This is a genomic window from Plantibacter flavus (genome assembly GCF_051487245.1).
In the GTDB taxonomy this organism is placed as follows: Bacteria; Actinomycetota; Actinomycetes; order Actinomycetales; family Microbacteriaceae; genus Plantibacter; species Plantibacter flavus_B.
In genome coordinates this window covers 567,888-594,307 of the sequence record NZ_JAHVDH010000002.1, presented here as the reverse complement: position 1 = coordinate 594,307, position 26,420 = coordinate 567,888, and the positions used below count along the sequence as shown (strand labels likewise).

Below are 26,420 nucleotides of genomic sequence, written 5' to 3'. Positions count from 1 at the left end.
GCGGCGTCACGGGGCGCCGCACAGAAGGAGAGATCATGTCGATTGCCGCGTCCGTACTGGCTGCTACCGTTCTGGCCGAGTCGGAGCACGCCGTCGAGCTGGCCGCACCCACCTGGGTGTTCGGTGCCGTCGCCCTCGTGCTGTTCGCCATCCTCGGCGCCGTGACCTTCAGCTACCGCGATGTCGCGAACCGCCACGCCGACAAGGTCGGCTCGCACGACGCTCACGGCGAGCACGGTCACTAGGCTGTCCGGCGTGAGCGCGCCCGTCGCCGACCCGTCGCGGCGTCGGCCGCGGATCGGGGTGATGGGCGGCACGTTCGACCCGATCCACCATGGTCACCTCGTCGCCGCGAGCGAGGTTGCTCAACACTTCGACCTCGACGAGGTCGTCTTCGTCCCGACGGGTATGCCCTATCGGAAGTCCGGGGTCAGCGACAGCGAGCACCGGTACCTGATGACGGTGATCGCCACTGCGAGCAACCCGCGGTTCACGGTCAGTCGGGTCGACATCGATCGTGAAGGGCCCACGTACACGATCGACACGCTGCGCGACCTACGCCGGAAGCGGCCGGATGCAGAGCTGTTCTTCATCACCGGCGCCGACGCCATCGCCCAGATCCTCAGCTGGAAAGATGTCCAGGAGGTCTGGGATCTGGCGCACTTCGTTGCTGTGAGTCGACCGGGACACGATTTGAACGTTTCCGGATTGCCGCAGCACGACGTAAGCTTGTTGGAAGTTCCGGCCCTAGCGATATCGTCGACGGATTGCCGGAGCCGGGTGAGCAAAGGCTTTCCGGTCTGGTATCTGGTTCCCGACGGTGTCGTGCAGTACATCACCAAGCACCACCTGTATCGGAGTGAAGCCACATGACCGCGTTGCCAGAGGACGCGCCCCTGACGAGGCGTCAGGCCCGAGCGAGCCAGCAGCAGCTCCCCGCAACCGACGAGGCGTCTGACTCGACGCCCGCACGCCGTCGGCGAGCCTCGACGTCCGAGCCCGTTGCCGGCGGCGAGATTCCGCAGGCGACGCCCGCGGGCGAGCCTTCCGCGCCGGCCTCCGCCGCCGAAGCTGCCGCGCCCGCCCCCGTGTCGGCCCCTGCGGCAGCGCCGACGTCATCGGGTGCTCCGTCTGCAGCGGCGACGGGTGGACTGACCCGACGTCAGCTTCGAGAACTCGAGCGCACCGGCTCCATCGAACAGATCCCCGCACCCGCGACTCCGGTGGCCCCGCCCGTCGAGGAGAAGGCTCCTTCGGTCGCGTTGCCGCCCCGCACGCCTGAACAGGTCGTCGCCCCGACACCCAAGCAGAACAAGGCCGCGAAGCAGCAGGCGGCGAAGGCCGCCCAGCAGGAGGCGGCAGCGGCCGCCGCGACGAAGGCCGCTGAACGTGCTGCGTCCGAGCGTCAGGAATCCGAGCGCGCAGCGGCCGAGCGGCAAGCCGCGGACCGCAAGGCGACCGCTCGCGCCGCTGCGAAAGCCGCCGAGGACGCTGCTGCCGCGGAACGTGCTGCACAGACACGCTCGGCGCAGGCTCCTGCACCGGAGACGACACCAGCGCAGGCCGCGACAGGTTCCCTGTTCGACGTGTCCGACCGCGACGACATCTCGGAGGACCCCGCGTCCACGCTGTCCAAGGGCTTCGGGCGCGACTCGATGCTCGTCGCCGCCCTCGAGGCGGAGAAGGCGGCGTCCACGGAATCAGGTGTCGCCTTCGAAGACCTCCTCGGGAACGGCATGACCACGACGGGTCAGATCACGACGAGTTCGCTCATCATCCCCGTCGCCCCGGCACAGGCGGAGGCGGGCGCCACGTCCAACTCCACCGGCGAGATCCTCATCACCGGAACCATCGACCTCCCGCGGGGTCTCGGCTCGTCCGGTCAAGACCCGAACCACTTCGACGGAGCGGGCATCGACCGCCTCATCGAGGGGGACGAGCTCCCTGCCTCGGTCACGGCGGCATCACCCGTCGCGGCCAGCAAGGCTGTGAGCAGCCACGGATCGACGCGCGACGTCGTCCCGGCCACCACCAATCAGAGCAACAAGCTGCTGATGACCCTTGCGATCGCCGCTGCGGTGCTCGCTGCCGGTGTCATCGCGGTGCTCATCATCGGTTTCCTCGGCGGGGCGTTCTAACCCCACCGTTTTCCATCCGGTCGCAGTCGTTGCGATCGTCAGAGGAGTACATCACATGACCCTGTCCGACACCACGCTCGAAGCCGTGCAGCTTGCTGCGACCGCGGGCGAGTCGAAGGGCGGCGAAGACCTCGTCGCTCTCGACGTCTCCGGCCCCCTTCCCTTCGTCGACGCGTTCCTGCTCGTCACCGGTCGCAGCGAGCGCAACGTCGTCGCTGTCGCTGGCGAGATCGAGGACCGCCTCAACGAGAGCGGCATCAAGACCCTGCGCCGTGAGGGCAAGTCCGAAGGTCGCTGGATCCTGCTCGACTTCGGCGAGGTCGTCGTGCACGTCTTCCACGAGGAAGAGCGCATGTACTACTCGCTCGAGCGGTTGTGGAAGGACTGCCCCGTGATTCCGCTGGTGTCGTCCGCTCCGCAGCCTGCGAACTGACGATTCCACCGTCCGAAGCGGCGAAAGTGGTCACAACCGCCTCCAGGATGTAGTAACCTATTCAAGTTGCTTCCGCTGAAACGGAAGGGGCAAGCAAGTTGAATACGGGTCTGTGGCGCAGCTGGTAGCGCACCTGCATGGCATGCAGGGGGTCAGGGGTTCGAGTCCCCTCAGATCCACCCAACAGAGAAAATCCCCGTGAATCGCAAGATTCACGGGGATTTTCTCATTGTCCGAACGCGACGGTCAGTTGACCTCGTCCGGGTGGCTGCCGACGCGCTTGCCGGCGTCGAGGGCATCGATCGCCGCGATCTCGTCGGATGTCAGCTCGAAGCCGAACACGTCGAAGTTCTGCGCGATGCGTTCGCGCGAGTTCGACTTCGGGAAGACGATGAGGCCGTTCTGCAGGTGCCAGCGGATGACGACCTGAGCCGGGCTGACCCCGTGCGCTGCCGCTGCTGCAGCAACCGACTCCTCGCCGAACAGGTCGTACTTCCCCTGGCCGAGCGGACCCCACGATTCGATGTGGATGCCGTGCTCGGCACCGAACGCCCGCAGTTCACGCTGGGCGAAGGCCGGGTGGAGTTCGATCTGGTTCACGGCGGGCACCGTTGCCGAGTTCGCGAGGAGCTTCTCGAGGTGCGCCACCTGGTGGTTGGAGACGCCGATGGATCGGGTCTTCCCGGCTGCCTTGATCTCCTCGAGCGCCAGCCAGGCTTCGAGGTAGTCGTCCTTGCCCGGGGTCGGCCAGTGCGTGAGGTAGAGGTCGACGTGGTCGAGGCCGAGCTTGTCGAGGCTCTCGTCGATCGCTGCGTGCGCCGAGTCCTTCTGGTGACGGTCGTTCCAGAGCTTGGTGGTGATGAAGAGTTCGTCCCGCGGGATGCCGGACTTCGCGATGGCGGCGCCGACGCCCTCTTCGTTCTTGTAGATGGCAGCGGTGTCGATGTGGCGGTAGCCGACCTCCAGTGCATCGGACACGATGCGTTCGGCTTCCTTCGGGTCGACGAGGAAGACGCCGAAGCCGAGCTGGGGGATCGTGTGGCCGTCGTTCAGGGTGATGGTAGGAACTGTCATGGGTCCATGCTGGCACCCGTCGGAGGCCGGTGTCGCGACACTTCGCCGTGCGCGTAACCGGAGGTCACGCCCAGGTCGTCACGTGCCGGCGGTCAGGCGTCGGAGTGCGTCGCGGGTGCGACGGTACACGGTGGAGAGGCCCACGGCCTCGCCGGCCTCGATGCGGGCAGTCCACTCGTCGAACGCGATGCGCATCGTGGTCGCGGCCGTCTCGACGGCGAGGCGAGCGACGACGGGATCGGTGTCCTGGGGGAGGCGGGCCGTGACGATTGCCTGCAGGCGGATGTTGGCCTGGCAGTCGAGGGTGAACGCCGCGGATTGCAACGCCGGCTCGCGGTTGATGAGGCGGCGGGTGCGCATCATCACGTCGAGTTCCGGGGCTCCGGGTTCTCCGAACTCGCTGACCGCATCCTCGTAGACGGCCTCGACCTGGGAGAGCACCGCATCCGGGTCCGCGCCGCAGGACAGCCGTTCGGCGAGTGCGCGGTCGAAGTCCTCATGGAGGCCGAGGACCGACTCCTCTTTGGTGGCGAAGTACCGGAAGAACGTCCGCGGTGAGATGCCGACCGCTCGCGCGATGTCGTCGACCGTCGTCCCGGACACGCCGCGTTCCTCGAAGAGTTCGAGCGCCGCTGCGGCGATCTCCCGCAGCGTGGCCTCCCGTCGGCGTCTGCGGAGATCGGGTGACGGCGCGTCGTCGGCCGTGTCCTCGAGCACCGCTCTCGCGCCACCGCTCGGGTGTGGCGTCTGTTCCATGTCGGACTCCGTTCACCACATGCTCACGCGCACGGGCAGCCCCAGTGTACGCGATCTGCCATGTTGTCACTCACTGACACCGTGTCCTACACTGTCATACATTCAACTCCTTCGAACAGAACGGCAGCATGACGACCGAGACTCGATCGACCCCGACCGGTTCCATCCCGACCGATCCCGCTGCGGCGGACGACCGCCTGGCTCCGGGGTCGAAACTCCTGATCGGGCTCCTCCTCGTCTCGGCGTTCGTCGTCATCCTCAATGAGACGATCATGGGTGTCGCGCTCCCGCGCCTCATGGAGGATCTGGACATCACTGCCAGTTCCGCGCAGTGGCTCACAACGGGCTTCATGCTGACCATGGCCGTCATCATCCCGGCCACCGGCTTCCTCCTCGAGCGGTTCTCATTGCGCACGATGTTCATCACCGCGATGGTGCTGTTCAGCGCGGGCACGCTCATCGCCGCGCTGTCACCCGGTTTCAACGTGCTGCTCATCGGCCGCGTCGTGCAGGCGAGCGGCACAGCGATCATGATGCCGTTGCTCATGACGACCGTGCTCAACGTTGTACCGGTGAATGCGCGCGGCCGAACGATGGGCGCGATCTCGATCGTCATCTCGGTCGCGCCGGCAATCGGCCCGACCGTGTCCGGTCTGATCCTCAGCGTGCTCGACTGGCGCTGGATGTTCTGGATCGTGCTCCCGATCGCGCTGATCTCGCTGATCCTCGGCGCCGTGCTGGTGCGGAACGTGACCGAACCACGGCGGGTGCGTTTCGATGCGTTCTCGCTCGTCCTCTCGGCGTTCGCGTTCGGTGGGCTCATCTTCGGCCTCAGCAGCATCGGCGAGTCGGCAGAGGGGCATGCCCCGATGCCGGTGTGGGTCCCGCTCGCGGTCGGCGTGCTCGCGCTCGTCGCGTTCATCATGCGACAGCGGGGGCTCGCGCGTGAGGATCGCGCGTTCATGGACCTGCGCACCTTCGCGAACCGCACGTTCACGGTCTCGATCATCCTCGTGGCGATCGTGATGATGGCGCTGTTCGGCTCGCTCATCGTGCTGCCGATCTACCTGCAGTCGGTGCTGCAGCTCGACACCCTGTCGACCGGCCTCCTGCTCCTGCCCGGCGGGGCGACGATGGCGGCGCTCGCGCCGCTCGTCGGTTCCCTGTTCGACCGCTTCGGCCCGCGACCGCTGGTGATCCCGGGCGCGTTCGCCGTGAGCGGCGCGCTGTGGATGCTGACGACGCTCGGTGAGGAGAGCGCCGTCGGCATGGTGATCGCCGTGCACGTGCTGCTGAGCGCGGGCCTCGCCTTCATGTTCACGCCGCTCCTGACCTCGGCACTCGGGTCGCTCCGCGCGGAGCTGTACCCGCACGGGAGTGCGATCGTCGGAACCGTCCAGCAGCTGGCCGGGGCTGCGGGGACCGCGCTCTTCATCACCATGATGTCGACGACGGCCGCTGCACGTGTCGCCGCCGGGAGCGCTCCGCTCGACGCGACCGCCGCCGGAGTCCAGGCTGCGTTCCTGTGTGGCGCGGTGCTGTCGCTCCTCGCCGTCGTCGCTTCGTTCCTGATCCGTCGCCCGGCCGAGCCGATCGCACGGACGCACGGCGGTCACTGATCCTGCAGGTACCTCCGTGGTCACCGCCCCGCAACCCCCTTGTCCGGCTGTGCGCGCGAGCCAACCATGGTGGCATGAGACGGTTGCGAGTCGCGGGCGAGAGCTACTACGTCGCGGATGGGCTGGGTGCCGCCCTCCTCGAATACCTGCGGGCTCTCGCTGAGACGGGTGGTGCGGGAATCGTCGCACTGCCGGCGCTCACTGCCGAAGGGGTGGCGACGCAGCTCGAATTCGTGGCCGGGGCCTCCAGCCAGACGCTGCTCACCCCGGCAGCGGTGGGCTTCGCGGAACCGGACAGCTCTGAAGCCGTCGCACGGTTGCAGCAATTGACCAGACGGCTGCGCCCCGAGCAGGTGAAGCTCGCACACGCCGAGGAGTTGCTCCCGCGGGAGGTCGACTTCGATGAGCGGGCGGACGCTTAGGCGGGGTGGCGCCCCACCGAGGTCGGTGCCCATCGCATCGTGTAGGCATCGGCGAGGACCGGCGTCAACGGCGAGTTGAGCGCGATGCGGAGGGCGAGGTCTCGCAACCGACCCACAGCTGCGGTCCGCGGGCGGCCGAGCGACATGTTCAGTTGGGCCTGACGGCCCGCCCGCGCTGCGGTCGCGAGTTGTCGTCTCGACGCCGCAGGCAACCGAGGATCGGGAGACCCGGAGTGGACGGTCGCGATGACGAGCGGTGCGAACACCTGAGCGTCCAACCACCCGAGGTTCATCCCCTGGCCACCGATGGGACTGATCTCGTGCGCAGCGTCGCCGAGGTGCACGAGTCGTCCCTCCACCATCCGGCGCAGTCGACGACGACGGACCGTGAACGCGCTCAGCATGGTGTTGCTCGTCGGATCGACAGGGTCGCCCGTGCGCTCGGTGACGAGGTCTGCCAGTCCTTCAGCCGTCGCCACAGCAGACGGTGCGGCAGCGGGGGAGAGACCTGTGTGGACGACGTACCGGCGGCGACCGTCCGGCAGTGGAAAGGACTCGACCACGCCGTCGCGGTGGAGATGGACGCGCGCTACTGGACCGGCGGAGCTCAGATCGGCGACGTCGCCCATGAGGTAGCGGTCACGGGCCAGGCGCGCCTCTGCAGGTGCTCGCGTGACGCCGAGACCGGCGCGCCCGCCGGCAGCGATGACGACGACCGCGGCGGTTTCGGTGACCTCGTGGCCGTCCCTCACCCCGACGAGATGGGCCGCGTCCGTGTCATCACGGACGTTCAGACATCGCGTGCCGGTGCGGAGCGTCCCGGGCGCGAGATCTTCGAGCCGTGCACGAAGCAGGCGTTCGGTGCGCCATTGCTCGGTGGCGGCGATGAACGGGAACGCCGTCGGACGCGTGTCGAACGCGACCGAGCCGAGGAACCGTCCAGTGCTCCACGCCTCGCCGCGATCGATCCGCACCGCGTGCTCCAACAGCGGTCCGTCCAATCCGAGCGATGCGAACAGCTCGAGCGAGGGTGGATGCACCCCGATGGCCCTCGTCCCGGTCGGAGCCTCCGTCCGCTGTTCCCACACGTCGACGGACACGCCTGAGCGGACGAGGAGGAGTGCCGTCGCGAGCCCGACCGGCCCGCCGCCGACGACGACCACGTCAGGCACGGTGCGTCGATCCGCCTGCGCTGCGCGTGAGCACGAGCCGCATCGGGAAACGTCGCTCGACCTCCCAGCCGTCGCCGGTGACGGCCTGGAGTTCCCGAAGTCGGTAGCTGCGCCGGATGGAGCGCAGTCCGTCGACGTGGAGGAAGGAACGGCGGCGCCCCGGAAAGGTCGCCATGCCATACGCGGCATATGCCAGGGCGTTTCGTTCGAGATCGTTGTGGAGCACCATGCGGTGGGCGAGCGCCTGACTGTCCGCCAGCAGTCCAGCGAGCTCGTCGATGCCCAGATGGTGGAGGACATGGTTGGAGATGACGACGTCGTATCGTTCCCCGGCGTCGACGAGCTCGCCGCTGTGAGCGCTCCGGAACGTCACCGCAGTGGTCTCGCCGAGGGAGCCCACGTACGCCAGTGACCGCTCATCCGGGTCGATCGCCGTGATCCGGAGCGGGAGGGCGTCGCGCCGTGCCCATCGTGCCAGTGCGAGCGCGACGTCTCCGCCCCCGAACCCGATGTCGAGCAACGTGGTCGTCCTCCCCGGATCGAGCAGGGGACGGATCCGGGCCAGGTACAGCCCCCGCCACCCGGAGACGAGTCGGTTCACCGTTCCGAAGCGCGCGTAGGTGGCCTCGAGGAGCAGAGGATCGCACTCCGGGTCGTCCATGAGCTCTCGCAGGTCCGTCGCGCGGTGGGTGAGGTTCGGCAGCACCGTCATCGACGGGCGCCGCGGAGCCGGAGGAGGCCGCTCTCGATCGTGAGCCCGGGGCCGAAGGCGAGCGTGCAGACACGTTCGTCGACCTCGGGAGCGGCGTCGTCGAGCAGGCGCTGCAGGATGAACAGCACGGTCGCACTCGACATGTTCCCGAACCGCTGCAGCACCGTCCGCGACGGCTCGAGCGCTGCATCGTCGAGCTCGAGTCCCTGCTGGACGCGGTCGAGGATGCTGCGACCACCCGGATGCACCGCCCAGCGGTCGACGTGTTGCACGCTGAGGGGACGCGGTCCGGCGTTGAGGAGGGGGTCCAACGCCTGTTGCAGGTGCTCTCCGATGAGCCTCGGGACCATGCCGCTCAAGACCATCTCGAACCCGTGGTCGCCGATGGTCCACGCCATCTCGCTCTCGCCGTCCGGAACGAGCGCGGTCGACCAACCGTCGAACTCGAGGACGGGCGCCTGGCCGTCGTGGTCACGACCGGAGACGACGGCCGCCGCTGCGCCGTCGGCGAAGACCGACGAGGCGATGATGACATCGGGATCGTCGGAGGAACGCAGATGGATGGAGCAGAGTTCGACGCACACGACGAGCACCACCGCGTCCGGTCGGGCCTCGCAGAACGCCTGCGCGGCCCGGAGCGCCGGGAACGCGGCGAAACACCCCTGGAACCCGAGGTGGTAGCGCTGGGTGTCCATCGGGAGGCCGAGGTCGCGGACGAGCAGGTACTCCGGCCCAGGAGCGAAGAACCCGGTGCAGGACGCCGTGACGACGTGGGTCACGTCGGCCGCGCTCAATCCCGGGGCCGTCGCGAGCGCACGTCGTGCGGCCTCCAGGAGCAGCGGGGGAGCGTGTTCGATGTAGGCCTCGTTCCGCACACCGGTCGTCGGCGCCAGTACCGTCTGGCCGTCCGCGTCGTAGAACGTCGGTGCGCGACCGGCTGCCTGTCCGTCGAACTCGTCGATGACCGTGTGCCTGGTGTCGATCGCCGAGGCGTCGAAAGCCGCACCGATGAGTCGCTGTGCCAGCTTCGAGCGGTCCGTCTGCGTCCGGAACACGTCCCGGATCTCGTCCTGGCGGAGGATGGTCGGAGGAACGGCGACGCCGATCGACCTCACTGAGACGGTCATGCTGCAGTGTAACGCCGGCATCCGTGCGTCAGCCTAAGCTGAGCGTGTGTTCTCCATGATGCGGCAGGTGTTCGCCTCGTCCCATCCCGGTCCGAGTGTCGCGGTCACCGCGCTCGCGGCCATCCTCGGCCTCGCGGTCGGTCTGCCGCCAGTCCGGGTGCTGGTCCTGGCCCTCGTCGTGTTCGTGGGTCAGCTCTCGATCGGATGGTCGAACGACTGGCTCGACGCGAGGCGGGACCGGGCTACGAAGCGGACCGACAAACCGCTCGCCGTCGGCGCAGTGTCGCTGGCGACCGTCCGCGCGGCCGCTGTCGTCTCGCTCGTGCTCAGTGTGCCGCTGTCGTTCGCCATCGGTACGGCGGCCGGGCTCGCGCACCTGCTGTTCGTCGTCTGCGGTTGGGCCTACAACCTGGGGCTGAAGTCGACCCCCGTCTCCGTGGTGCCGTTCCTCATCGGATTCGGTGCGCTTCCCGCCGTGGTGACGCTCGCCGCGCCGCCTCCGATCGCGCCTGCTCCCTGGACCCTCCTGGTGGGTGCGTTGTTCGGCACCGCCGTCCACTTCACGAACGCGCTGCCCGACCTCGAGGACGACCTCCGGACCGGCGTCAGGGGCCTGCCCCACCGGCTCGGGGCGAAGGTCGCCGGCTGGACCGCGTTCGCCGCACTCGGATCTGCGGGCATCGTCACCCTCCTCGGTCAGTCCGGTGTCTCCACCGGCACGCTGAGCCCGCCCCCGCCGGTCGGTGTCCTCGGGACGCTCATCCTGCTCGCCCTCGTGGCTTGGGGCGTGCGCCTCGTTGCGACGAAGCCACCGGACCGCGTCCTCTTCCGTGTCGTCATCGCGGCCGCGGTGCTACTCGCCGTCGAACTCGCCGTCGCCGGCACCGCGCTCGGAGCGGTCAGTACCAGTTGACCGCCTCGGAGTGCGCCCATGCGCCACAGGGCGAACCGTAACGCGAGTCGATGTAGCTGAGACCCCAGTTGATCTGCGTCGCTGCGTTCGTCCGCCAGTCGTCTCCGGCACTCGCCATCTTGCTGCCCGGGAGGGACTGCGGAATGCCGTATGCTCCGCTGGACGCGTTGTAGGCGTTCACCCGCCAGCTTGACTCCCGGGTCCAGAGCTGGAGCAGACACTGGAACTCGCCGCTGCCCCAACCGTAGGAGCCGATCGCCGACTGGGCGTAGGCCTTCGCGCCCGCGGGGTCCGCTGTGAGGTCTGGCGGCGGAGCGCTGGTCGAACCCTCGCCGCCGGATGCCTCGTTGCGTGCCTGCTCGTCGGCGGCGATCTTCTCCTGGCTCTGCGCGTAGGCCTGTTCGGCCGCCGCGGTCGTGTTCTTCAGGACCGCGAGCTGCTGGTAGAGCCGGTCACGGTTCGCCTGCTGCTCGGCGACCGCCGCATCCGCTGCATCACTCGCCGCCTGCGCCGTCTGATAGCTCGCCTCTGCGGCTGCCGCCAGGCGCTCGCGTTCGGCCTCGGCGGTCTTCGCCTGCTCTGCGAGTGCTGCCGCGGTGTTGCTCGCGACGCTCGCCGACTCGTAGTTGGCCGTCGACGTCTCACTGAGCTTGCTGATGGCGCTGAGCTTGGCGAGGAGGTCGTCGTCGTCGGCACCGGACAGGACCAGGGAGAGTGTCGGGTCGATGCCTCCGGTGCGGGTCATCTGCGCGATGACGGCACCCGCTTGGCGCTTGCTCGCCGCGGCGGTGTCGGCGGCTGCTGCGGCCTGCGCGCTGATCGTCGCTGCGACAGCGGCCTGCGCGTCGAAGGCGGCCTTCGCCTCACCAGCAGCGGCGCCCTGGCGGACGGCTTCGTCGCCGAGCCTGGCCGATTCGTCGCGGAGGCCGTCGAGCAGTGCGACGATGCGATCTGCTTCGGCCTGTGCGCTGGCCTCGTTCGCCTTCGCGGCTTGGACGTCGTCCCAGCTCGGGTAATCGGCCGTGCGGACGGAGTTCGGGGTGGCAGCGCCGGCGGGGGATGCGACGGACACGGCGATCAGGACGGCCGCGCCGAGTGCGACGGCTCGCGTGACGCCCCTCGCCCGGAGCGAGAGGTGCTTCAGCGGCGTGCGCATGCGTCCAACCTGGCCCTCACGCAGGCAAGTGTAACCGCCGCAGTCACATTCGTCACTCCTGCCACACCTTCCACGCGCGTCGGCGCGTTGTGAGGAACGACCGTTAGACTCGCCCGGTGCTGCCAGGACGACGACGGATCACGGCGGTCGTGGCATCGGTCGCGACCGCTGCGGTGCTGATCCTGACGGGCTGCACCGACGCCTCGTCCGGCGGTGCGAACGAGCCCGCTGCGGGAGCCGGGGCCGTTTCCAGCGCAGTCGACCGTCGGGTCGCAGCCGAGCTTGCGCAGATGAGCTTGGAGCAGCGGATCGCCTCGATGCTCATGCTCCACGTCCCCGGCACCGACCCTGGCGCGCTCCGGGCGTTCGTCGAGCAGTACCGGCCGGGCGGCTTCATCCTGATGGGCGACAACGTCCCGAACCTCGCTGGGCTTCCCGCCGTCACGGACGCGTTGAGCCCTGATCCCTCTCTGCCGCTCCTGATCGGTATCGACCAGGAGGGCGGAGAGGTCCAGCGCATCGACGAGGACACGTTTGCTGCCGCAGACACACTCAAGGGTGAACCGGCCGAGGCTGCCGAGGAAGCCTTCCGGGCGCGGGGTGCGATGCTCGCAGCAGCAGGCTGCACGGTGAACTTCGGGATCGTGGCCGACGAGACCGCCGATCCAGGCTCATTCATCTACGACCGGGCGCTCGGCACCTCCCCGACGGCTGCGGCCGAGCGCGTCGCCGCGGCCGTCACCGGCGAGCGTGGTGCTGTGCTGAGCACGCTCAAGCACTTCCCCGGTCACGGTGAGGCTCCGGGAGACTCCCACCGCACGGTGCCGACGACCGCGATCAGCGCGGCGGACTGGGCGTCGACCGATGCGCTGCCGTTCGCGGCGGGCATCGAGGCTGGAGCCGAAGTCGTCATGTTCGGGCACCTGGTCTACTCGAGCGTCGACGACGCCCCGGCGACGCTCTCCGCTGCATGGCATGAGAAGCTCCGGGACGAGCTCGGTTTCACGGGTGTCACGATCACCGACGACATGCTCATGCTGCAGCACACCGGGCTGCCGGAGTACCAGAACCCCTCCGAGAACGCGATCCGCGCGATTCTCGCCGGGAACACGATGCTCCTCTACGTCCTCGGCGCGGATCCGTCGTCGAGCGGTGTGGACCCCGCGGTCCTCGTGTCGGACATCGCCGCTGCCGTGCGGTCGGGCCGCGTCCCCGAGTCGCTCGTCGCCCAGCAGGCGGAGCATCTGCTCCGTGTCCGAGCCGCGCTTCCGTCGACGGCACCGTTGTCCCGCTGACATCCGTTCCGGAAATTCTCGGTGAACCGGGAATAGGATCAATCTCCTTGCGTTTGCATAGAACGTGGCGCGATTGCGTCGCACCCCGACGCAAGGAGTACCGCATGACCGACACCCTGACGATTCCCGGCTACAAGGTTGGCACCTGGGCGATCGACCCCACGCACAGCGAGGTCGGCTTCAGCATCCGCCACATCATGGTCTCGAAGGTCAAGGGCAAGTTCGAGCGCTTCAACGCCACGTTCGTGACGCCGGAGAACCCCCTCGAGACCACCGTCACGGCGTCCGCCGAGGTCGCCTCGATCAACACCAACCAGGCCGACCGCGACGGACACCTCCGCACCGGTGACTTCTTCGAGGCCGAGGCCTACCCGACGATCGACTTCGTGTCGACCGGTGCACGGGTCAAGGGCGACGACTTCCTCGTCGACGGCGACCTCACGATCAAGGGCATCACGAAGCCCGTCACCTTCACGCTCGAGTTCGGCGGCTTCGCCACCGACCCCTACGGCAACTACAAGGCCGGCGCGACCGCGACCACGAAGATCAACCGTGAGGACTTCGGCCTCACCTACAACGCGGCCCTCGAGACCGGTGGCGTCCTGCTCGGCAACGACGTGACGATCACGATCGAGCTGCAGGCGGCGCTCCAGGCCTAGTCCGGACGCTGTGCATCGGGCCGGTGGAGCAGTGCTCCGCCGGCCCTTCGCCGTTCCTGCCGAGGCTCAGGTCGGTTCGCCGACGATCTCTTCACGGGCGCGCCGCAGGTCCTCCATCAGTGAACCGATGAGGATCCAGTGCTCGGGGTGCGGCCGGTGGATGACGAGCGGTGCGGTGAGCGCCGGGAGGTCGGCTGTCGTGGTCGGGGGTTCCGCCCCGGCGGGTCGGTCGTTCACGAGTAGTCGGAGGTCGTGGGCAGCGCGCCCGAGTTCGACGGCGATGTCGGCGACCGTCGGCTCCTCGTGCAGCGTCGGGTCGTCGTGATCGTGGACCGAACGGGCCATGCCGAGGATGCGGGTCACAACCGGCTCCAAGCGACGAAGCAACAGGCGCTGGCGGTCCAACTCGTCCCGATGCTTCGACCGTCGTGGATTGAGCAACAGGCTGTCGTCGCCCTGTTTCATCGCGGCGATGGCGGCCTCACGGAGGGGTTTGAGTGCCCTCGCCTGTTCGAGGAGAGCGGCGAGGTCGGCTTCGGAGTTCACTCGGGAGAGGGCGTCGGCGAGGGCGTCGAGCGCTGCGGCGCAACTCAGTGCGAGCTCGGTCACTGCCGCCTTCGCCGGCGCGAGGAGCACGGGGGCGACGAGTGCCGCGTTCACGAGCAGCCCGATGCCTGCACCGAGGATGGTCTCGACGATGCGGGCGAGCGCGTAGTCGGGTGTGGCTGCTCCGATGGACAGGACGAGCATCGCGCTGATCGGGATCTGGTTCGCGGAACCGGGACCGAGTCTGAGGACCCAACCGAGCAGGATGGCGATGACGATGGCCAGCAGGACGATCCAGGCGGAGTGCCCGAAGACCATGCCGATCACCGTCGCGAGCACGACGCCCGTGATGACCCCGAAGCTGCGCTCCAGAGCCTTGCCGAAGGACTGGTTGACGCTCGGTTGCACCACGAGGATGGCGGCGATGGCGGCGAAGACGGGGAGTTGGCCCGGCAGGACAGTGATCGCGATGACCCAGGCGAGGATGGCTGCGAGTGCCGTCTTCAGGACTTGGAGCAGGGGTAGCCGCGATCGGATCCTGAGGGCGGGGACGGCGACGGGCATGCGAATGCGCGGCTACAGCTTGCCGTCGAGCTGGTCGAGCAGGTCGGCTCCGTTGTCGGCGTAGACCCACGGCGCGCCCTCGTGCCCGCCGCTGAGCTTCGAGCGCCCGCCCGCGAGCACGGCCTCGCTGGGGGAGAGCTGTCTGATCGCGACGGCCGCGACGCGATCGGGGTGGCGTTCCTCGAAATCGCGGTACAGGGATTCGTCGTGCTGGCCGTCGTCGCCGACGAGCAGCCAGCGGAGTGCGGGGAAGTCGGCGGCGAACCGTTCGAGGTTGTTGCGCTTGTGCTCGCGGCCACTGCGGAAGAAGCGGTCGTGGGTCGGGCCCCAGTCGGTGAGCAGCAACGCGCCGGCCGGGTAGAGGTTCCTGGACAGGAAACGCGTGAGGGTCGGTGCGACGTTCCACGCGCCGGTGGACAGATAGATGACGGGAGAGCCGGGGTGCTCGCGCGCGGTGCGTTCGAGGAAGACGGCCATCCCCGGGACCGGGGTCCTGGCGTGCTCGTCCAGCACGAAGGTATTCCATGCGGCCACGAGCGGTCGGGGGAGCGCGGTCACCATGACCGTGTCGTCGATGTCGGAAACGATGCCGAAGTCGATGTCGTCGCCGACGATGAAGACGGGTGCTTCAACGGGGTCGCTGCCCTCGGAGCTCAGGCGGATGGTGTGCCATCCGGGCGAGAGTGCGACCTCGACGACCGCGTCGACGACACCGCCGCGGTCGCCGGTGACGGTGTGTCGCATCCCATCGATCTCGACCTCGACCGTCGGCTCCGCGACGCTCAGGGCGAAGAAGCTCCGCCACCCGCGCACCTTCTGCTGCGGTTTGACGGTGGTGCGACCGGGTTCGGCGAGGACGATCCGAGCGAGGACGCGGATCCAGGTGGTCGAGCCGTAGCCGGTGAACGGGATGACGGCGGCCTCACGACCGCGGCGGCGGGCCCGTCGCTGGCGACGGAGCTGCACGGAGTCCTCGACGCGAGCGGCGAAGTGACGGATCTGCAGGGCGGCGTCCGAGGACGGCGTTGAACGATCGTCGGATGCCTTCACCCGTCCAGTCTGTCATGCCGGTGCGTTCCGGCCCGTCCGGATCAGTCCTGTGCGGTCGGCTCGTCGGGGGCCGCTTCGTCGGATGCCGCGCCCATGTGGCGTTCCTCGCTCCGTTGCAGGAAGCGCTTCACGAGGAGGACGGCGACGGCGAACAGCACGATGATGCCCACGAAGACGTATCCGGCCCAGTGCAGCTGATCGGCGAGTTCTCGGTAACTCCCGGCGGCGAGTGCTCCGACCGAGACGTAGGCGCTCGACCAGATGACGCATGCGGGGAGGGTCCAGGAGATGAACCGCCGATAGCTCATCGTGCTCATCCCGACGGTGAGTGGGATGAGCGAGTGGAGGACGGGGAGGAAGCGCGAGATGAAGACGGCCAGTCCACCACGACGGTCGAGGTATCGTTCCGCCCGCGCCCAGTGGGCTTCGCCGATCCAGCGCCCGAGTCTGCTCGCCCGGATCCGGGGGCCGAACCAGCGGCCGAGCGCGAAGCCGATCGACTCACCGATCAGTGCGCCCACGATGACCGCCAGGATCATCGCGATCCACTCGACCGGCCCACTCACGGCGGTGCTCGCGACGATCACGACGGTGTCGCCCGGCACGATGAGACCGATGAGCACGGAGGTCTCGAGCATGATGCCGACGCTGGCGAGGATGGTGCGCGCCACGGGGTCGACGCTCTGCACCAGGTCGAGGAGCCAGCCGAGGACGTCGTTCACGGCTCAGAGCCTAGTCCGCCGCCCCTGATGAGATTCAGAGAATCCCGCAGGACCAAGGTCCTGTCGTGTGGTCTGACCACAGGCTCTTCCTGGTGTAGCATGGGTCTCGACGACACGGATCGAAGCCACGGGGATGACCACCCCGATCGGGCCGCACCGATCGCCTTCCGACCTCTGGATGCCGCGAACTTGGAGTGTTCATCGTGAACGATCTTCTTGACCCACTACTGCTCTCACGCTGGCAGTTCGGGCTGACCACCGTCTACCACTTCATCTTCGTGCCGCTCACCATCGGCATGGCGGTCACGGTGGCGAGCTTCCAGACCGCCTGGGTGCGGACAGGCAAGCTCAAGTACCTGCAGCTCACCCGCTTCTTCGGGAAGATCTTCCTCATCAACTTCGCGATGGGCGTCGTCACCGGCATCGTCCAGGAGTTCCAGTTCGGCATGAACTGGTCCACGTACTCGCGTTTCGTCGGCGACGTCTTCGGGGCCCCGCTGGCGCTCGAAGGACTCCTCGCCTTCTTCCTCGAGGCCACGTTCATCGGCCTCTGGATCTTCGGCTGGGACAAACTGTCACCCAAGCTGCACCTCGCGACGATCTGGATCGTCGCGCTCGGCACGGTGCTCTCCGCCTACTTCATCATCGCGGCCAACGCGTTCATGCAGAACCCCGTCGCGTTCCGCATCAACGAGGAGCGCGGACGAGCCGAGCTCACGAACATCTGGGAGCTGCTCACCAACAAGGTCGCACTCGCCGCCTTCCCGCACACCATCCTCGCGTGCTTCATGGTCTCCGCAGCCGTCATCATCACGGCGGCGGCATGGCACCTCGCCCGTGGACAGCACGTCGAGATGATGCGTCCGGCCCTGAAGGTCGGCGCCTGGAGCATGTTGATCTCGGGTGGCGCGACGATGCTCGCGGGTGACCAGCTGAGCCTCGCGATGGTCGAGACCCAGCCGATGAAGATGGCCGCAGCAGAGGCGATGTACAACACCGCGAGCGGTGCGGACGCCTCCTTCTCGATCTTCACGCTCGGCACCCCGGACGGCGTGCACGAGCTGTTCTCCATCCGGATCCCGTACCTGCTGTCATTCCTGTCCACCCACACCTTCGACGGCACAGTCGAGGGCATCAACGACCTGCAGGCGCAGTACGTCCAGCTCTACGGTCCCGGCGACTACTCGCCGACGATCTGGATCACCTACTGGGCGTTCCGCTGGATGATCGGCCTCGGCCTCGCATCCATGCTCGTCGCGGCGGCCGGTCTCTGGTTCACCCGCAAGGGCCGCGAGCCGAAGCGTTGGATGTGGCGCGTCGCCGTCTGGGCCGTGCCGATGCCGTTCCTCGCCATGACGATGGGCTGGGTGTTCACCGAGATGGGACGTCAGCCCTGGATCGTGTTCAGTCTGCTGAAGACGGAGGACGCGGTCTCGCCGAATACGACGGGCCTCGACGTCCTGATCTCCCTCATCGCGTTCACCGTCGTGTACGGCGCGCTGCTCGTGGTCGAGTTCGGGCTGCTCAAGAAGACCATCCAGGCCGGCCCCGACCCGATCGAGCTGTCACCGCCAGACGAAGACGGTGTGCAGAAGCCCGCCGCCCCTGCCACCACGGTCTACTAGGAGCTCATCATGGACCTCACCATCCTCTGGTTCTGGATCATCGCCGCGCTCTTCGTGGGCTACTTCGTCCTCGACGGCTTCGACTTCGGGGTCGGCATGACCATCCCTTTCCTCGGGCGCGACGAGACCGACCGTCGAATGCTCATCAACACGATCGGTCCCGTCTGGGACCTCAACGAGACCTGGCTCATCGTGGCCGGCGCAAGCCTCTTCGCAGCGTTCCCCGAGTGGTACGCAACGCTGTTCAGCGGGTTCTACCTCCCGCTGCTCCTCATCCTGTTGGCTCTCATCGTGAGAGGCGTGTCGTTCGAGTACCGGCATCAGCGACCGGAGGCGGCCTGGAAGAAGCGCTTCGACCTCATGATCATCGTGGGTTCAGCCGTGCCGGCGTTCCTCTGGGGTGTGGCGTTCGCGAACATCATCCAGGGCGTGCCGCTCGACGCCGACCACAACTTCACCGGCACCCTCTTCACCCTGCTGAACCCGTACGGCATCCTCGGCGGCCTCACGACGCTCGTGCTGTTCTTCGCACACGGCGCCGTGTTCGCCTCACTCAAGACGGAGGGTGACATCCGTGAACGTGCCCGTCGTCTGGCGAGCCGCTCGGGCCTCGTCGCGATCGTCGTCGCAGCCTCGTTCCTCGTGTGGACGGTCGTCGCCCACTTCTCGCTCCCGGTCCTCATCCTCGCCGCGATCGCCGCAGTGTCGCTGATCAGTGCCTGGTTCGCGAACAGTCGGGGTCTCGAAGGACGGGCATTCGCCCTCATGGCGGTGACCGTCGCGGCCGCCGTGCTCACGCTCTTCACAGCGCTGTTCCCCGCGGTCATGCCGGCGAGCAACGACCCGGCGAACAGTCTGACGATCGCCAACGCCTCGTCGACCGAGTACACGCTGACGGTGATGTCGTGGACGGCGCTCATCTTCCTGCCGCTCATCCTCGCCTACCAGGGATGGACCTACTGGGTGTTCCGCAAGCGCATCACGCGGAAGCACATCGAAGCCGCCGCGCACTAACCTGTCAACGTGCGCCCCCTCGACCCTCGACTGCTCCGCTATGCCAGCGGGGCCAGGGCGGTCCTCGCGCTCGGCGGCGTGATCGCGCTCGTCCAGACCGCGTGCACGCTCGGCTTCGCCTGGTTCGTCGCACAGCTGGTGTCGCGAGCGATCGCGGGCGACCCGCTCGCGGACCTGTTCCCCATGCTGTGGATGCTGCTCGGCATCGTCGGCGTGCGGGCGGCGGCCGTGCTGGCCTCTGACACGGTCAACGCCCGTGGCTCCGCGATCGTGCGGAGCCAGTTGCGCGCATCGCTCGTCGAAGCCTTCGAAACGCTCGGCCCCAGTTGGGTGTCCCAGCGCAGCAGTGCTCAGTTGACGACGCTCACCGGACGAGGGCTCGACGCACTCGACGCCTACTTCGGCCGGTACGTGCCGCAGCTCATCCTGACGGCGATCGCCATGCCGATCATCGCCCTCGTGATCTTCCTGCAGGATCCGATCAGCGGCATCACGGTCATCGTGACGGTGCCGTTGATCCCCGTCTTCATGGTGCTCATCGGGCTCGCCACCCAGGCGGTGCAGCGGCGCCAGTGGGACACCCTGGCGCACCTGTCGCGAGGGTTCCTCGAACTCGTCGCCGGGATGTCGACGCTCAAACTGTTCGGACGCCAACACCGCCAGGTGCGGCGGGTGCGCGCGGTCACCGAGGAGTATCGGGCCGAGACGATGAAGGTGCTGCGACTGTCCTTCGTGAGCGGGTTCGCGCTTGAACTCCTGTCGAGTCTGGCGGTGGCGATCGTCGCCGTGGGGATCGGGTTCCGGCTGATCGACGGCTCTCTCCTTCTCGGTACCGGGCTGTTCGTGCTGATCCTCGCTCCTGAGGCGTTCCTGCCACTGCGCAACGTCGGTGCGAACTACCACGCGGCGGCCGAGGGCGTCACCGCCGCGGAAGAGGTGTTCGAGATCCTCGACGAGGCGCGGGCTGTCGTCGTGGGCACTGCAGCCTCGACGTCCGCATCGGGTGTTCCGTCTGCATCGGCGATCGCGGACGGGCCGCGGGGCCTGCGGCTCGCGGGGCTCACGATCGCCTACGGCGACACGGTCGTGATCGACGCCCTCGATGCCACCTTCCCGGCCGGCATCCTGACGGCGATCGTCGGGCCGAGCGGGGCGGGGAAGACGAGTCTCGCAGCCGCGATCCTCGGGTTCGTCCCGGCCACGGGGACGATCCTGCACGACGGCGCGCCCCTCGCCGCTGGTCCGGCGGAACGCCGCTGGCTGTCGTGGGCGGGGCAACGCCCGCTGCTGATCGCGGGATCGCTGCGGAGCAACGTCGCCCTCGGCGACGACGCACCGGACGACGCCAGGATCGCCGAGGCCCTCGTCGCCGTGGGACTCGGCGCGCTCCCGCTCGATCATCCGATCGGCGCAGTCGGCGACGGGGTGAGCGGCGGGCAGGGGCAGCGGATCGCGATCGCCCGGGCCCTCTACCGCCTGCAGACCACCCCGCCGAGTGCCGGCACCCCGGTCCTCCTGCTCGACGAGCCGAGTTCCGCACTGGACACCGCATCGGAGGCGCTCGTCATCGACGCCGCCACCGCAGCCGCACACGCCGGAGCCGCAGTCGTCGTCATCACCCACCGCCCCCGGATCGTGGGTCGTGCCGACGCCGTCCTCGAGATCACTCCGTCCCGTGAGGAGGTGCTCCTGCATGGATGACCGCGTGAAGGAGATCCTCTCGCTCGCGCAACCGCCCGTCCGGCGGTTCCTGCCGGGCCTGCTCGCCGGGATCATGTCGGCCGGTGCCGCCGTCGCCCTGCTCGCATCGAGCGCCTTCCTCATCACGAAGGCGGCCGAACAGCCGTCGATCGTCGAGCTCGGAGTCGCCGTGGTCGGAGTTCGCGCATTCGCACTCGCGCGGGCGTCGTTCCGGTACCTCGAACGGCTCCTCGGCCACGACGCGGCGTTCCGTCAGCTCGCGGAGCTCCGAGCCCGGATGATCGAGCGGGTGATCCCGGTCGCGCCGGACGGCCTCCAACTCACCGGACGAGGCGACCTCCTGACCCGGCTCGTGACCGACGTCGACGAACTCCAGAACGTCCCGCTCCGCGTCGTGCAGCCGCTCGTGGTGTCAGGCGTCGTCGCCGGCGGTTCGGTGATCCTCACCACTGCGCTGCTCCCGGCAGCGGGGCTCGCCCTCGGCGTCTGCCTCGTGTTCGCCTTCCTCGTGTCCTGGTTCCTCGTGAGTCGCGTCGCCGCACGGGCGGAACGCGAACTCGCGCCGCTCCGCGGAGCGCTGTCCGAGGCCGTCCTGGAGCTCGTGACCGGCCTCGACGTCCTGACCGCCTACGGTGCCGTCGGCGCCGCCAGGGACCGGATCGCGATGGCTGATGCAGCGCTGACCCGTGCCATGCTGCGCCGCGCATCCGGTGCGGGTGTGGCGGGTGCAGTGCTCTCACTGGCCGCGGGACTCTCCGTGATCGCGGCGCTGTGGGCGGGCATGCCGGCGCTCTCCGCGATCGGCGGACCCGCGCTGACGGTCCTCGTGCTCGTACCGCTCGCGGTCTTCGAGGTCTGCGCGATGGTGCCGTTGGCATTCGGTGCCTGGCGCGAGGCGGCCGCAAGCGCGGAACGGGTCGCACGGGCGATTCCGGTGACGCGTCCCCCCGAGATCCCCGATGACGAGGCTGGGACCTCCGACACTCCGGCGCCGCACGATGTCCTGATCGAGGTCGAAGACCTCACCGCCCGGTGGCCGGGCGGTTCCGCAGCGGCGCTCGCCCCGGTCAGCTTCCGGCTGAGTGCGGGCGACCGGCTCCTCATCGAAGGCGACAGCGGAGCCGGGAAGACGACGCTCGCCCACGCGCTCGTCCGGTTCCTCGAATCCGACGGACGCTATGAACTCGGCGGCGTCGACGCGCGAGGCCTCCGGGCCGACACGGTCCGCGATGTCGTCGGGCTCGTCGAGCAGCGACCGTTCCTGTTCGACGCCGACATCCGGCAGAACCTCCTGTTCGCCAGGGAGACCGCGGACGACGCCGAACTCGAGGCCGTCCTCGACCGTGTCGGGCTGTCGTCCTGGCTCGCAGAGCGCGGCGGCCTGGACCGTCCCGTCGGCGAGCACGGTGGGCTCGTCTCCGGCGGGCAGGCCCAGCGCATCGCTCTGGCTCGCGCGCTGCTGCGCGAGTTCCCGGTCCTCGTCCTCGACGAGCCCACGGCCAACGTCGATCCCGAACGCGCGACGGCTCTGCTCGAGGACCTGCTCGCGGTGGCCGGCGACGACGATCGAGCCGTCATCGTGATCTCGCACACTCCGGTTCCCGAATCCCTCGTCACCGCACGTCTGCGCATCCTCGCCCCCGCCCCGGCAGTCGTGGCCCGATGAGTCCGCTCGCGCAGCGCCGCGAGTACGTGCTGGCCCAGTGGCATGATCCGGAGACGTTCTACCGTCGGATCTTCGCGGACGAGACCTGGTCGTTCTGGCTGGACTCGGGTCCGGAAGCGGACTCGGGCACCAGCACGATGGGGCGCGGGGCGGTGCGCCTGGTCGCCGATGTCGCGTCGCACACGGTCGAGCATCAGCGCGCTGATGGACCGGCGGAGCTGCACGACGGTTCGATCCTCGACGTGTTCCGTGCCGTCCGCGATGCCGAGGGCGCCGGCGACAAGGACGAGTCACCCGGCCGTGACTGGGTCGGTTGGCTCGGCTACGAGTTCGGGGCATGGCTCGTCGACGCTCCGATGAGCCGCAGCCCGCTGCCCGACGCCGTGTTGCTCCGCGTCGACGATCGGATCGTGTTCGACCACGCCTCCCGCACCGTCACGTTGTGCTCCGACGACGAAGCCTGGCTGCGATCCGTGGTCGCTCAGCTGGCAGCGCCGACACCATCACCCCGGATCCCGGCCCCGGCCGGCGGCGTGTGCGTCCCGCGGTCCAGCGACTCCGAGTACCGCGCCCTCGTGGAACGGTGCCAAGAGCAGATCCGACGGGGTGAGGCGTACCAGCTGTGCCTCACCAACACGCTCCGGATCAGCGGTCGGCACTCGCCCCTCTCGACCTACCTCCGGTTGCGGGCCGCGAGTCCGAGTCATCACGGCGGTCTCCTGCGTTTCGGCTCGGTCAGCCTCGTGAGCTCCTCTCCGGAGCAGTTCCTCCAGGTGACGGCGGATCGTCTCGTCCGCACCAAACCGATCAAAGGCACGAGGCCGCGTGGGACGGATGCCGCGGACGACGCCCGCTTGCGGGCGGAACTCCTCGCGAGCGAGAAGGAACGCGCGGAGAACCTCATGATCGTCGACCTCACGCGGAACGACCTCGCGAGGGTGTGCGAGTTCGGTTCCGTCGCGGTCACGGCGCTCCACCACATCGAGAGTTACCCGCAGGTGCATCAACTCGTGAGCACCGTCGAGGGCCGGTTGCGCCCCGACCTCGACGCCCTCGACGTGATCGCCTCGACGTTCCCCGCCGGCTCGATGACGGGAGCGCCGAAGCGCCGCGCGATCGAGATCCTGCACGAGCTGGAGGCCGGGCCACGGGGACCGTACGCGGGAGCGTTCGGAGTCCTCGGAGCCGATGGATCCCTCGATCTTGCGATGGTGATCCGGACCATCGTCATCGATCCGACGGGTGCGACGATCGGCACCGGCGGCGGGATCACCGCCCTGTCCGTTCCGGAGGAGGAGCTGGAGGAGACCTGGACCAAGGCTGCGGCGCCGTTGCGGGCCCTCGGCGTCGGTCGACCGGGCGCGGAATCCCGGTAGGCTTGACCGTTGGACGGAGTGCCGTCGAGCGCTCCAGCCCGTCCATCCTCCCGGCCCACGCCGGGCGAGCGGCCAACGGGCGTCCACCCCAGCACCTGCAGTGATTGAGAGTGACGTGTCAGACGAGCAGCGCAACCCCGACGACCGCCGCGACGGCGAGCGGTACGACTTCCAGGCGATCCAGGAGAAGTGGCTTCCCGTCTGGGACGAACTGAAGCCGTTCGCCACCGACGGCGCCGGTGACAGCCGCCCGCGCAAGTACGTGCTCGACATGTTCCCGTACCCCTCCGGCGACCTTCACATGGGTCACGCCGAGGCCTTCGGCTTCGGCGACATCGTGGCGCGCTACTGGCGTCACCAGGGGTTCAACGTGCTGCACCCGATCGGCTGGGACTCATTCGGACTGCCTGCCGAGAATGCGGCGATCCAGCGCGGGGTCGACCCGCGCGAGTGGACGTACGCGAACATCGCGCAGCAGAAGGCCAGCTTCCGCCAGTACGGCCCCTCCTTCGACTGGGACCGTGAGCTGCACACGAGCGACCCCGAGTACTACCGCTGGAACCAGTGGCTGTTCCTGCAGCTGTTCGAGAAGGGCCTCGCGTACCGCAAGGCGAGCCCCGTGAACTGGTGCCCGAACGACCAGACCGTGCTCGCGAACGAGCAGGTTGTCGACGGTCACTGCGAGCGCTGCGGCGCCGAGGTGACGAAGAAGAAGCTCACCCAGTGGTACTTCCGCATCACCGACTACGCGGACCGCCTGATCGACGACCTGAACCAGCTCGAAGGCACCTGGCCGACCAAGGTCCTCAGCATGCAGCGCAACTGGATCGGTCGCTCCAGCGGTGCAGACGTGTCGTTCAGCATCGAGGGTCGGGACGAGCCCGTCTCGGTCTACACGACGCGCCCCGACACGCTGTACGGCGTGACGTTCATGGTCGTCGCGCCCGACTCCGAGCTCGCAGCGGAGCTCGTCGCCGACGCCTCCGACGAGGTCCGCGGCCGGTTCCAGTCCTACCTCGACTCGGTCAAGGGCGAGAGCGAGATCGCCAGACTCGCCACCGACCGTCAGAAGACGGGTGTGTTCCTCGAGCGCTACGCGATCAACCCGTTGAGCGGCGAACGGCTGCCGATCTGGGCGGCAGACTACGTGCTCGCCGACTACGGTCACGGCGCCATCATGGCCGTGCCGGCGCACGACCAGCGCGACCTCGACTTCGCACGCACGTTCGACCTCCCGGTACGGGTCGTCGTCGACACGACGCAGCCCGTCACGGGCGCGATCCCGATCATCGTCGACGGCGAGCTTCCGGAGGACCTGCCGTCGATCGATCCCGCCAAGACGGGCGTCGCCCTCACCGGCGAGGGCCGGCTCACGAACTCCGGCCCGTTCGACGGCCTGAGCAAGTCCAACGCGATCTCCAAGGTCACCGCAGCCCTGGCCTCGAGCGGCCTGGGGCAGACGGCGAAGAACTACCGCCTTCGAGACTGGCTGATCTCGCGTCAGCGTTACTGGGGTACCCCCATCCCGATCATCCACTGCGAGGCGTGCGGCGAGGTTCCGGTCCCCGAGGATCAGCTGCCCGTCCGGCTCCCGGACGCCGCGGGTCTCGACCTGCGGCCGAAGGGCATGAGCCCGCTGGCTGCGGCCGAGGACTGGATCAACGTCGCATGCCCGTCGTGCGGCCTGCCCGCCAAGCGCGACTCGGACACCATGGACACCTTCGTGGACAGCTCCTGGTACTTCCTGCGGTTCCTGAACCCGACCTCCGACGAGATCGCGTTCGATCCGAAGGAAGCCGACAAGTGGGCACCCGTCGACCAGTACGTCGGCGGTGTCGAGCACGCGATCCTGCACCTGCTGTACTCCCGCTTCATCACGAAGGTCCTCTTCGACCTCGGCAAGGTCGGGTTCACCGAACCGTTCAGTGCGCTGCTCAACCAGGGCATGGTCATCCTCGACGGCTCCAAGATGAGCAAGAGCAAGGGGAACCTCGTCGAGTTCGCCCAGGAGCTGCGCTCCTACGGTGCCGACGCGCTCCGCGTGACGCTCGCGTTCGCCGGTCCTCCTGAGGACGACATCGACTGGGCCGACGTCTCGCCGGCGGGCTCCGCGAAGTTCCTCGCACGGGCCTGGCGTATCGCGCACGATGTCACGAGCTCGCCCGAGGTGGCGTGGAAGGACGGCGACGAGAAGCTCCGCAAGGTGACGCACCACTTCCTCGCCGATGCTCCGGGGCTCGTCGAGGCGGGCAAGTTCAACGTCGTGGTGGCGCGCCTCATGGAGCTCGTCAACGCGACCCGGAAGGCGATCGACGCCGGTCCCGGTGCGGGCGACCCGGCGGTGCGTGAGTCGGCCGAGGTCACCGCCATGGCGCTCGACCTGTTCGCGCCGTTCACGGCAGAGGACATGTGGGCGAAGCTCGGCTACGAGCCGTCGATCTCCCTCGTGCAGTGGCGCAAGGCCGACCGGTCGTTGCTCGTCGAGGACGAGGTCACGGCCGTCGTCCAGGTCGACGGCAAGGTCCGCGACCGTCTCGAGGTGTCGCCGAAGATCTCGAGCGAGGAGCTCGAGCGGCTCGCCCGCGCCAGTGCTGCCGTCCAGCGCTCGGTCGGCGACCGCGAGATCGTGAACGTCGTCGTGCGTGCTCCGAAGGTCGTCAGCATCTCAACGAAGGGCTGA

At 68.4% G+C, this 26,420-nt stretch carries 24 protein-coding genes and 1 tRNA gene; 16 read left to right on the top strand and 9 right to left on the bottom strand.

Annotated elements, in window-relative coordinates; translation table 11 throughout:
• The first annotated feature begins 35 nt into the window (after nt 1-35).
• From KXS11_RS06540 to KXS11_RS06520, 5 genes are all read left to right on the top strand, one after another.
• Nucleotides 36-245: a hypothetical protein gene (locus KXS11_RS06540; RefSeq protein WP_437384742.1), complete on the top strand. Its 210-nt coding sequence runs from the start codon at nt 36-38 to the stop codon at nt 243-245.
• A 61-nt stretch (nt 246-306) separates the two neighbouring features.
• A complete protein-coding gene (gene nadD, locus KXS11_RS06535; RefSeq protein WP_437384869.1) occupies nt 307-873 on the top strand; it encodes a nicotinate-nucleotide adenylyltransferase in 567 nt (188 codons plus the stop codon).
• Nucleotides 870-2,138, top strand: coding sequence for a hypothetical protein (locus KXS11_RS06530; RefSeq protein WP_437384741.1), 1,269 nt, complete (start codon nt 870-872; stop codon nt 2,136-2,138). The genes nadD and KXS11_RS06530 overlap by 4 nt, the downstream gene beginning before the upstream one ends.
• Nucleotides 2,139-2,193: 55 nt before the next feature.
• Complete coding sequence (gene rsfS, locus KXS11_RS06525; RefSeq protein ID WP_437384740.1) at nt 2,194-2,571, top strand: ribosome silencing factor; 378 nt, start codon at nt 2,194-2,196, stop codon at nt 2,569-2,571.
• Nucleotides 2,572-2,677: 106 nt separating this feature from the next.
• Nucleotides 2,678-2,750, top strand: a tRNA-Ala gene (locus KXS11_RS06520).
• 67 nt (nt 2,751-2,817) lie between these two features.
• Here the strand turns inward: KXS11_RS06520 and KXS11_RS06515 are convergent.
• Nucleotides 2,818-3,645, bottom strand: a complete 828-nt coding sequence (locus KXS11_RS06515; RefSeq protein WP_437384739.1) for an aldo/keto reductase — start codon at nt 3,643-3,645, stop codon at nt 2,818-2,820.
• A gap of 78 nt (nt 3,646-3,723) precedes the next feature.
• A complete protein-coding gene (locus tag KXS11_RS06510) occupies nt 3,724-4,401 on the bottom strand; it encodes a TetR family transcriptional regulator (protein WP_437384738.1) in 678 nt (225 codons plus the stop codon).
• A 128-nt stretch (nt 4,402-4,529) separates the two neighbouring features.
• Here KXS11_RS06510 and KXS11_RS06505 point away from each other — a divergent pair, with 128 nt between their 5' ends.
• Nucleotides 4,530-6,020: a DHA2 family efflux MFS transporter permease subunit gene (locus KXS11_RS06505; protein WP_437384737.1), complete on the top strand. Its 1,491-nt coding sequence runs from the start codon at nt 4,530-4,532 to the stop codon at nt 6,018-6,020.
• A 74-nt stretch (nt 6,021-6,094) separates the two neighbouring features.
• Nucleotides 6,095-6,442 (top strand): hypothetical protein, encoded by a 348-nt coding sequence (locus tag KXS11_RS06500; RefSeq protein WP_437384736.1) that lies wholly within the window; start codon nt 6,095-6,097, stop codon nt 6,440-6,442.
• On the opposite strand, the gene KXS11_RS06495 is transcribed toward KXS11_RS06500, so the two are convergent.
• The 3 genes from KXS11_RS06495 to KXS11_RS06485 are packed head-to-tail and all read right to left on the bottom strand — an operon-like array spanning nt 6,439 to nt 9,453.
• On the bottom strand, nt 6,439-7,614 hold the full coding sequence (locus tag KXS11_RS06495; protein WP_437384735.1) for an FAD-dependent oxidoreductase: 1,176 nt from the start codon (nt 7,612-7,614) through the stop codon (nt 6,439-6,441). The two genes, KXS11_RS06500 and KXS11_RS06495, sit on opposite strands and share 4 nt — an antisense overlap.
• Entirely contained in the window at nt 7,607-8,326 is a 720-nt protein-coding gene (locus KXS11_RS06490) for a class I SAM-dependent methyltransferase (RefSeq protein ID WP_437384734.1), read from the bottom strand. Before KXS11_RS06490 ends, KXS11_RS06495 begins: the two co-directional genes overlap by 8 nt.
• The gene (locus KXS11_RS06485; RefSeq protein WP_437384733.1) at nt 8,323-9,453 is read right to left on the bottom strand and encodes a type III polyketide synthase; all 1,131 of its coding nucleotides are present in this window, start codon (nt 9,451-9,453) and stop codon (nt 8,323-8,325) included. The genes KXS11_RS06490 and KXS11_RS06485 overlap by 4 nt, the downstream gene beginning before the upstream one ends.
• A 55-nt stretch (nt 9,454-9,508) precedes the next feature.
• Here KXS11_RS06485 and KXS11_RS06480 point away from each other — a divergent pair, with 55 nt between their 5' ends.
• Entirely contained in the window at nt 9,509-10,366 is an 858-nt protein-coding gene (locus tag KXS11_RS06480) for a UbiA family prenyltransferase (RefSeq protein WP_437384868.1), read from the top strand.
• On the opposite strand, the gene KXS11_RS06475 is transcribed toward KXS11_RS06480, so the two are convergent.
• Nucleotides 10,353-11,522 (bottom strand): hypothetical protein, encoded by a 1,170-nt coding sequence (locus tag KXS11_RS06475; protein WP_437384732.1) that lies wholly within the window; start codon nt 11,520-11,522, stop codon nt 10,353-10,355. The genes KXS11_RS06480 and KXS11_RS06475 overlap by 14 nt on opposite strands.
• A gap of 116 nt (nt 11,523-11,638) precedes the next feature.
• Between KXS11_RS06475 and KXS11_RS06470 the strand changes: the two genes are divergently transcribed.
• Complete coding sequence (locus tag KXS11_RS06470) at nt 11,639-12,817, top strand: glycoside hydrolase family 3 N-terminal domain-containing protein (protein ID WP_437384731.1); 1,179 nt, start codon at nt 11,639-11,641, stop codon at nt 12,815-12,817.
• A gap of 104 nt (nt 12,818-12,921) precedes the next feature.
• A complete protein-coding gene (locus KXS11_RS06465) occupies nt 12,922-13,476 on the top strand; it encodes a YceI family protein (protein WP_437384730.1) in 555 nt (184 codons plus the stop codon).
• 66 nt (nt 13,477-13,542) lie between these two features.
• Here the strand turns inward: KXS11_RS06465 and KXS11_RS06460 are convergent, their stop codons facing one another.
• From KXS11_RS06460 to KXS11_RS06450, 3 genes are read right to left on the bottom strand one after another with little or no spacing between them, the layout of a single operon-like run.
• Nucleotides 13,543-14,586, bottom strand: a complete 1,044-nt coding sequence (locus KXS11_RS06460) for an FUSC family protein (protein ID WP_437384729.1) — start codon at nt 14,584-14,586, stop codon at nt 13,543-13,545.
• Nucleotides 14,587-14,598: 12 nt separating this feature from the next.
• A complete protein-coding gene (locus KXS11_RS06455) occupies nt 14,599-15,636 on the bottom strand; it encodes an App1 family protein (RefSeq protein WP_437384728.1) in 1,038 nt (345 codons plus the stop codon).
• Between the two features lie 41 nt (nt 15,637-15,677).
• The gene (locus tag KXS11_RS06450) at nt 15,678-16,358 is read right to left on the bottom strand and encodes a DedA family protein (RefSeq protein WP_437384727.1); all 681 of its coding nucleotides are present in this window, start codon (nt 16,356-16,358) and stop codon (nt 15,678-15,680) included.
• Between the two features lie 203 nt (nt 16,359-16,561).
• Between KXS11_RS06450 and KXS11_RS06445 the strand changes: the two genes are divergently transcribed.
• From KXS11_RS06445 to leuS, 6 genes are all read left to right on the top strand, one after another.
• On the top strand, nt 16,562-17,983 hold the full coding sequence (locus KXS11_RS06445; RefSeq protein ID WP_437384726.1) for a cytochrome ubiquinol oxidase subunit I: 1,422 nt from the start codon (nt 16,562-16,564) through the stop codon (nt 17,981-17,983).
• 9 nt (nt 17,984-17,992) lie between these two features.
• Complete coding sequence (gene cydB, locus KXS11_RS06440; protein WP_437384725.1) at nt 17,993-18,997, top strand: cytochrome d ubiquinol oxidase subunit II; 1,005 nt, start codon at nt 17,993-17,995, stop codon at nt 18,995-18,997.
• A 9-nt stretch (nt 18,998-19,006) separates the two neighbouring features.
• Complete coding sequence (gene cydD, locus KXS11_RS06435) at nt 19,007-20,698, top strand: thiol reductant ABC exporter subunit CydD (protein ID WP_437384724.1); 1,692 nt, start codon at nt 19,007-19,009, stop codon at nt 20,696-20,698.
• Nucleotides 20,691-22,364 carry a thiol reductant ABC exporter subunit CydC gene (gene cydC, locus KXS11_RS06430; protein WP_437384723.1) on the top strand — a complete coding sequence of 558 codons (1,674 nt, stop codon included), beginning with the start codon at nt 20,691-20,693 and terminating at the stop codon, nt 22,362-22,364. The genes cydD and cydC overlap by 8 nt, the downstream gene beginning before the upstream one ends.
• Nucleotides 22,361-23,740: an anthranilate synthase component I family protein gene (locus tag KXS11_RS06425; RefSeq protein WP_437384722.1), complete on the top strand. Its 1,380-nt coding sequence runs from the start codon at nt 22,361-22,363 to the stop codon at nt 23,738-23,740. Before cydC ends, KXS11_RS06425 begins: the two co-directional genes overlap by 4 nt.
• A gap of 115 nt (nt 23,741-23,855) precedes the next feature.
• Nucleotides 23,856-26,420, top strand: coding sequence for a leucine--tRNA ligase (gene leuS / locus KXS11_RS06420; protein WP_437384721.1), 2,565 nt, complete (start codon nt 23,856-23,858; stop codon nt 26,418-26,420).

Excerpts from the sequence above, each read along its gene's own strand:
- cydC (WP_437384723.1), top strand. The coding sequence starts at position 20,691 with ATGGATGACCGCGTGAAGGAGATCCTCTCGCTCGCGCAACCGCCCGTC.
- KXS11_RS06510 (WP_437384738.1), bottom strand. The coding sequence starts at position 4,401 with ATGGAACAGACGCCACACCCGAGCGGTGGCGCGAGAGCGGTGCTCGAG.
- KXS11_RS06480 (WP_437384868.1), top strand. The coding sequence starts at position 9,509 with ATGATGCGGCAGGTGTTCGCCTCGTCCCATCCCGGTCCGAGTGTCGCG.
- rsfS (WP_437384740.1), top strand. The coding sequence starts at position 2,194 with ATGACCCTGTCCGACACCACGCTCGAAGCCGTGCAGCTTGCTGCGACC.
- KXS11_RS06515 (WP_437384739.1), bottom strand. The coding sequence starts at position 3,645 with ATGACAGTTCCTACCATCACCCTGAACGACGGCCACACGATCCCCCAG.
- cydB (WP_437384725.1), top strand. The coding sequence starts at position 17,993 with ATGGACCTCACCATCCTCTGGTTCTGGATCATCGCCGCGCTCTTCGTG.
- KXS11_RS06475 (WP_437384732.1), bottom strand. The coding sequence starts at position 11,522 with ATGCGCACGCCGCTGAAGCACCTCTCGCTCCGGGCGAGGGGCGTCACG.
- KXS11_RS06425 (WP_437384722.1), top strand. The coding sequence starts at position 22,361 with ATGAGTCCGCTCGCGCAGCGCCGCGAGTACGTGCTGGCCCAGTGGCAT.
- KXS11_RS06530 (WP_437384741.1), top strand. The coding sequence starts at position 870 with ATGACCGCGTTGCCAGAGGACGCGCCCCTGACGAGGCGTCAGGCCCGA.
- KXS11_RS06500 (WP_437384736.1), top strand. The coding sequence starts at position 6,095 with ATGAGACGGTTGCGAGTCGCGGGCGAGAGCTACTACGTCGCGGATGGG.
- KXS11_RS06485 (WP_437384733.1), bottom strand. The coding sequence starts at position 9,453 with ATGACCGTCTCAGTGAGGTCGATCGGCGTCGCCGTTCCTCCGACCATC.
- nadD (WP_437384869.1), top strand. The coding sequence starts at position 307 with ATGGGCGGCACGTTCGACCCGATCCACCATGGTCACCTCGTCGCCGCG.
- KXS11_RS06490 (WP_437384734.1), bottom strand. The coding sequence starts at position 8,326 with ATGACGGTGCTGCCGAACCTCACCCACCGCGCGACGGACCTGCGAGAG.
- KXS11_RS06465 (WP_437384730.1), top strand. The coding sequence starts at position 12,922 with ATGACCGACACCCTGACGATTCCCGGCTACAAGGTTGGCACCTGGGCG.
- KXS11_RS06460 (WP_437384729.1), bottom strand. The coding sequence starts at position 14,586 with ATGCCCGTCGCCGTCCCCGCCCTCAGGATCCGATCGCGGCTACCCCTG.
- KXS11_RS06540 (WP_437384742.1), top strand. The coding sequence starts at position 36 with ATGTCGATTGCCGCGTCCGTACTGGCTGCTACCGTTCTGGCCGAGTCG.
- KXS11_RS06505 (WP_437384737.1), top strand. The coding sequence starts at position 4,530 with ATGACGACCGAGACTCGATCGACCCCGACCGGTTCCATCCCGACCGAT.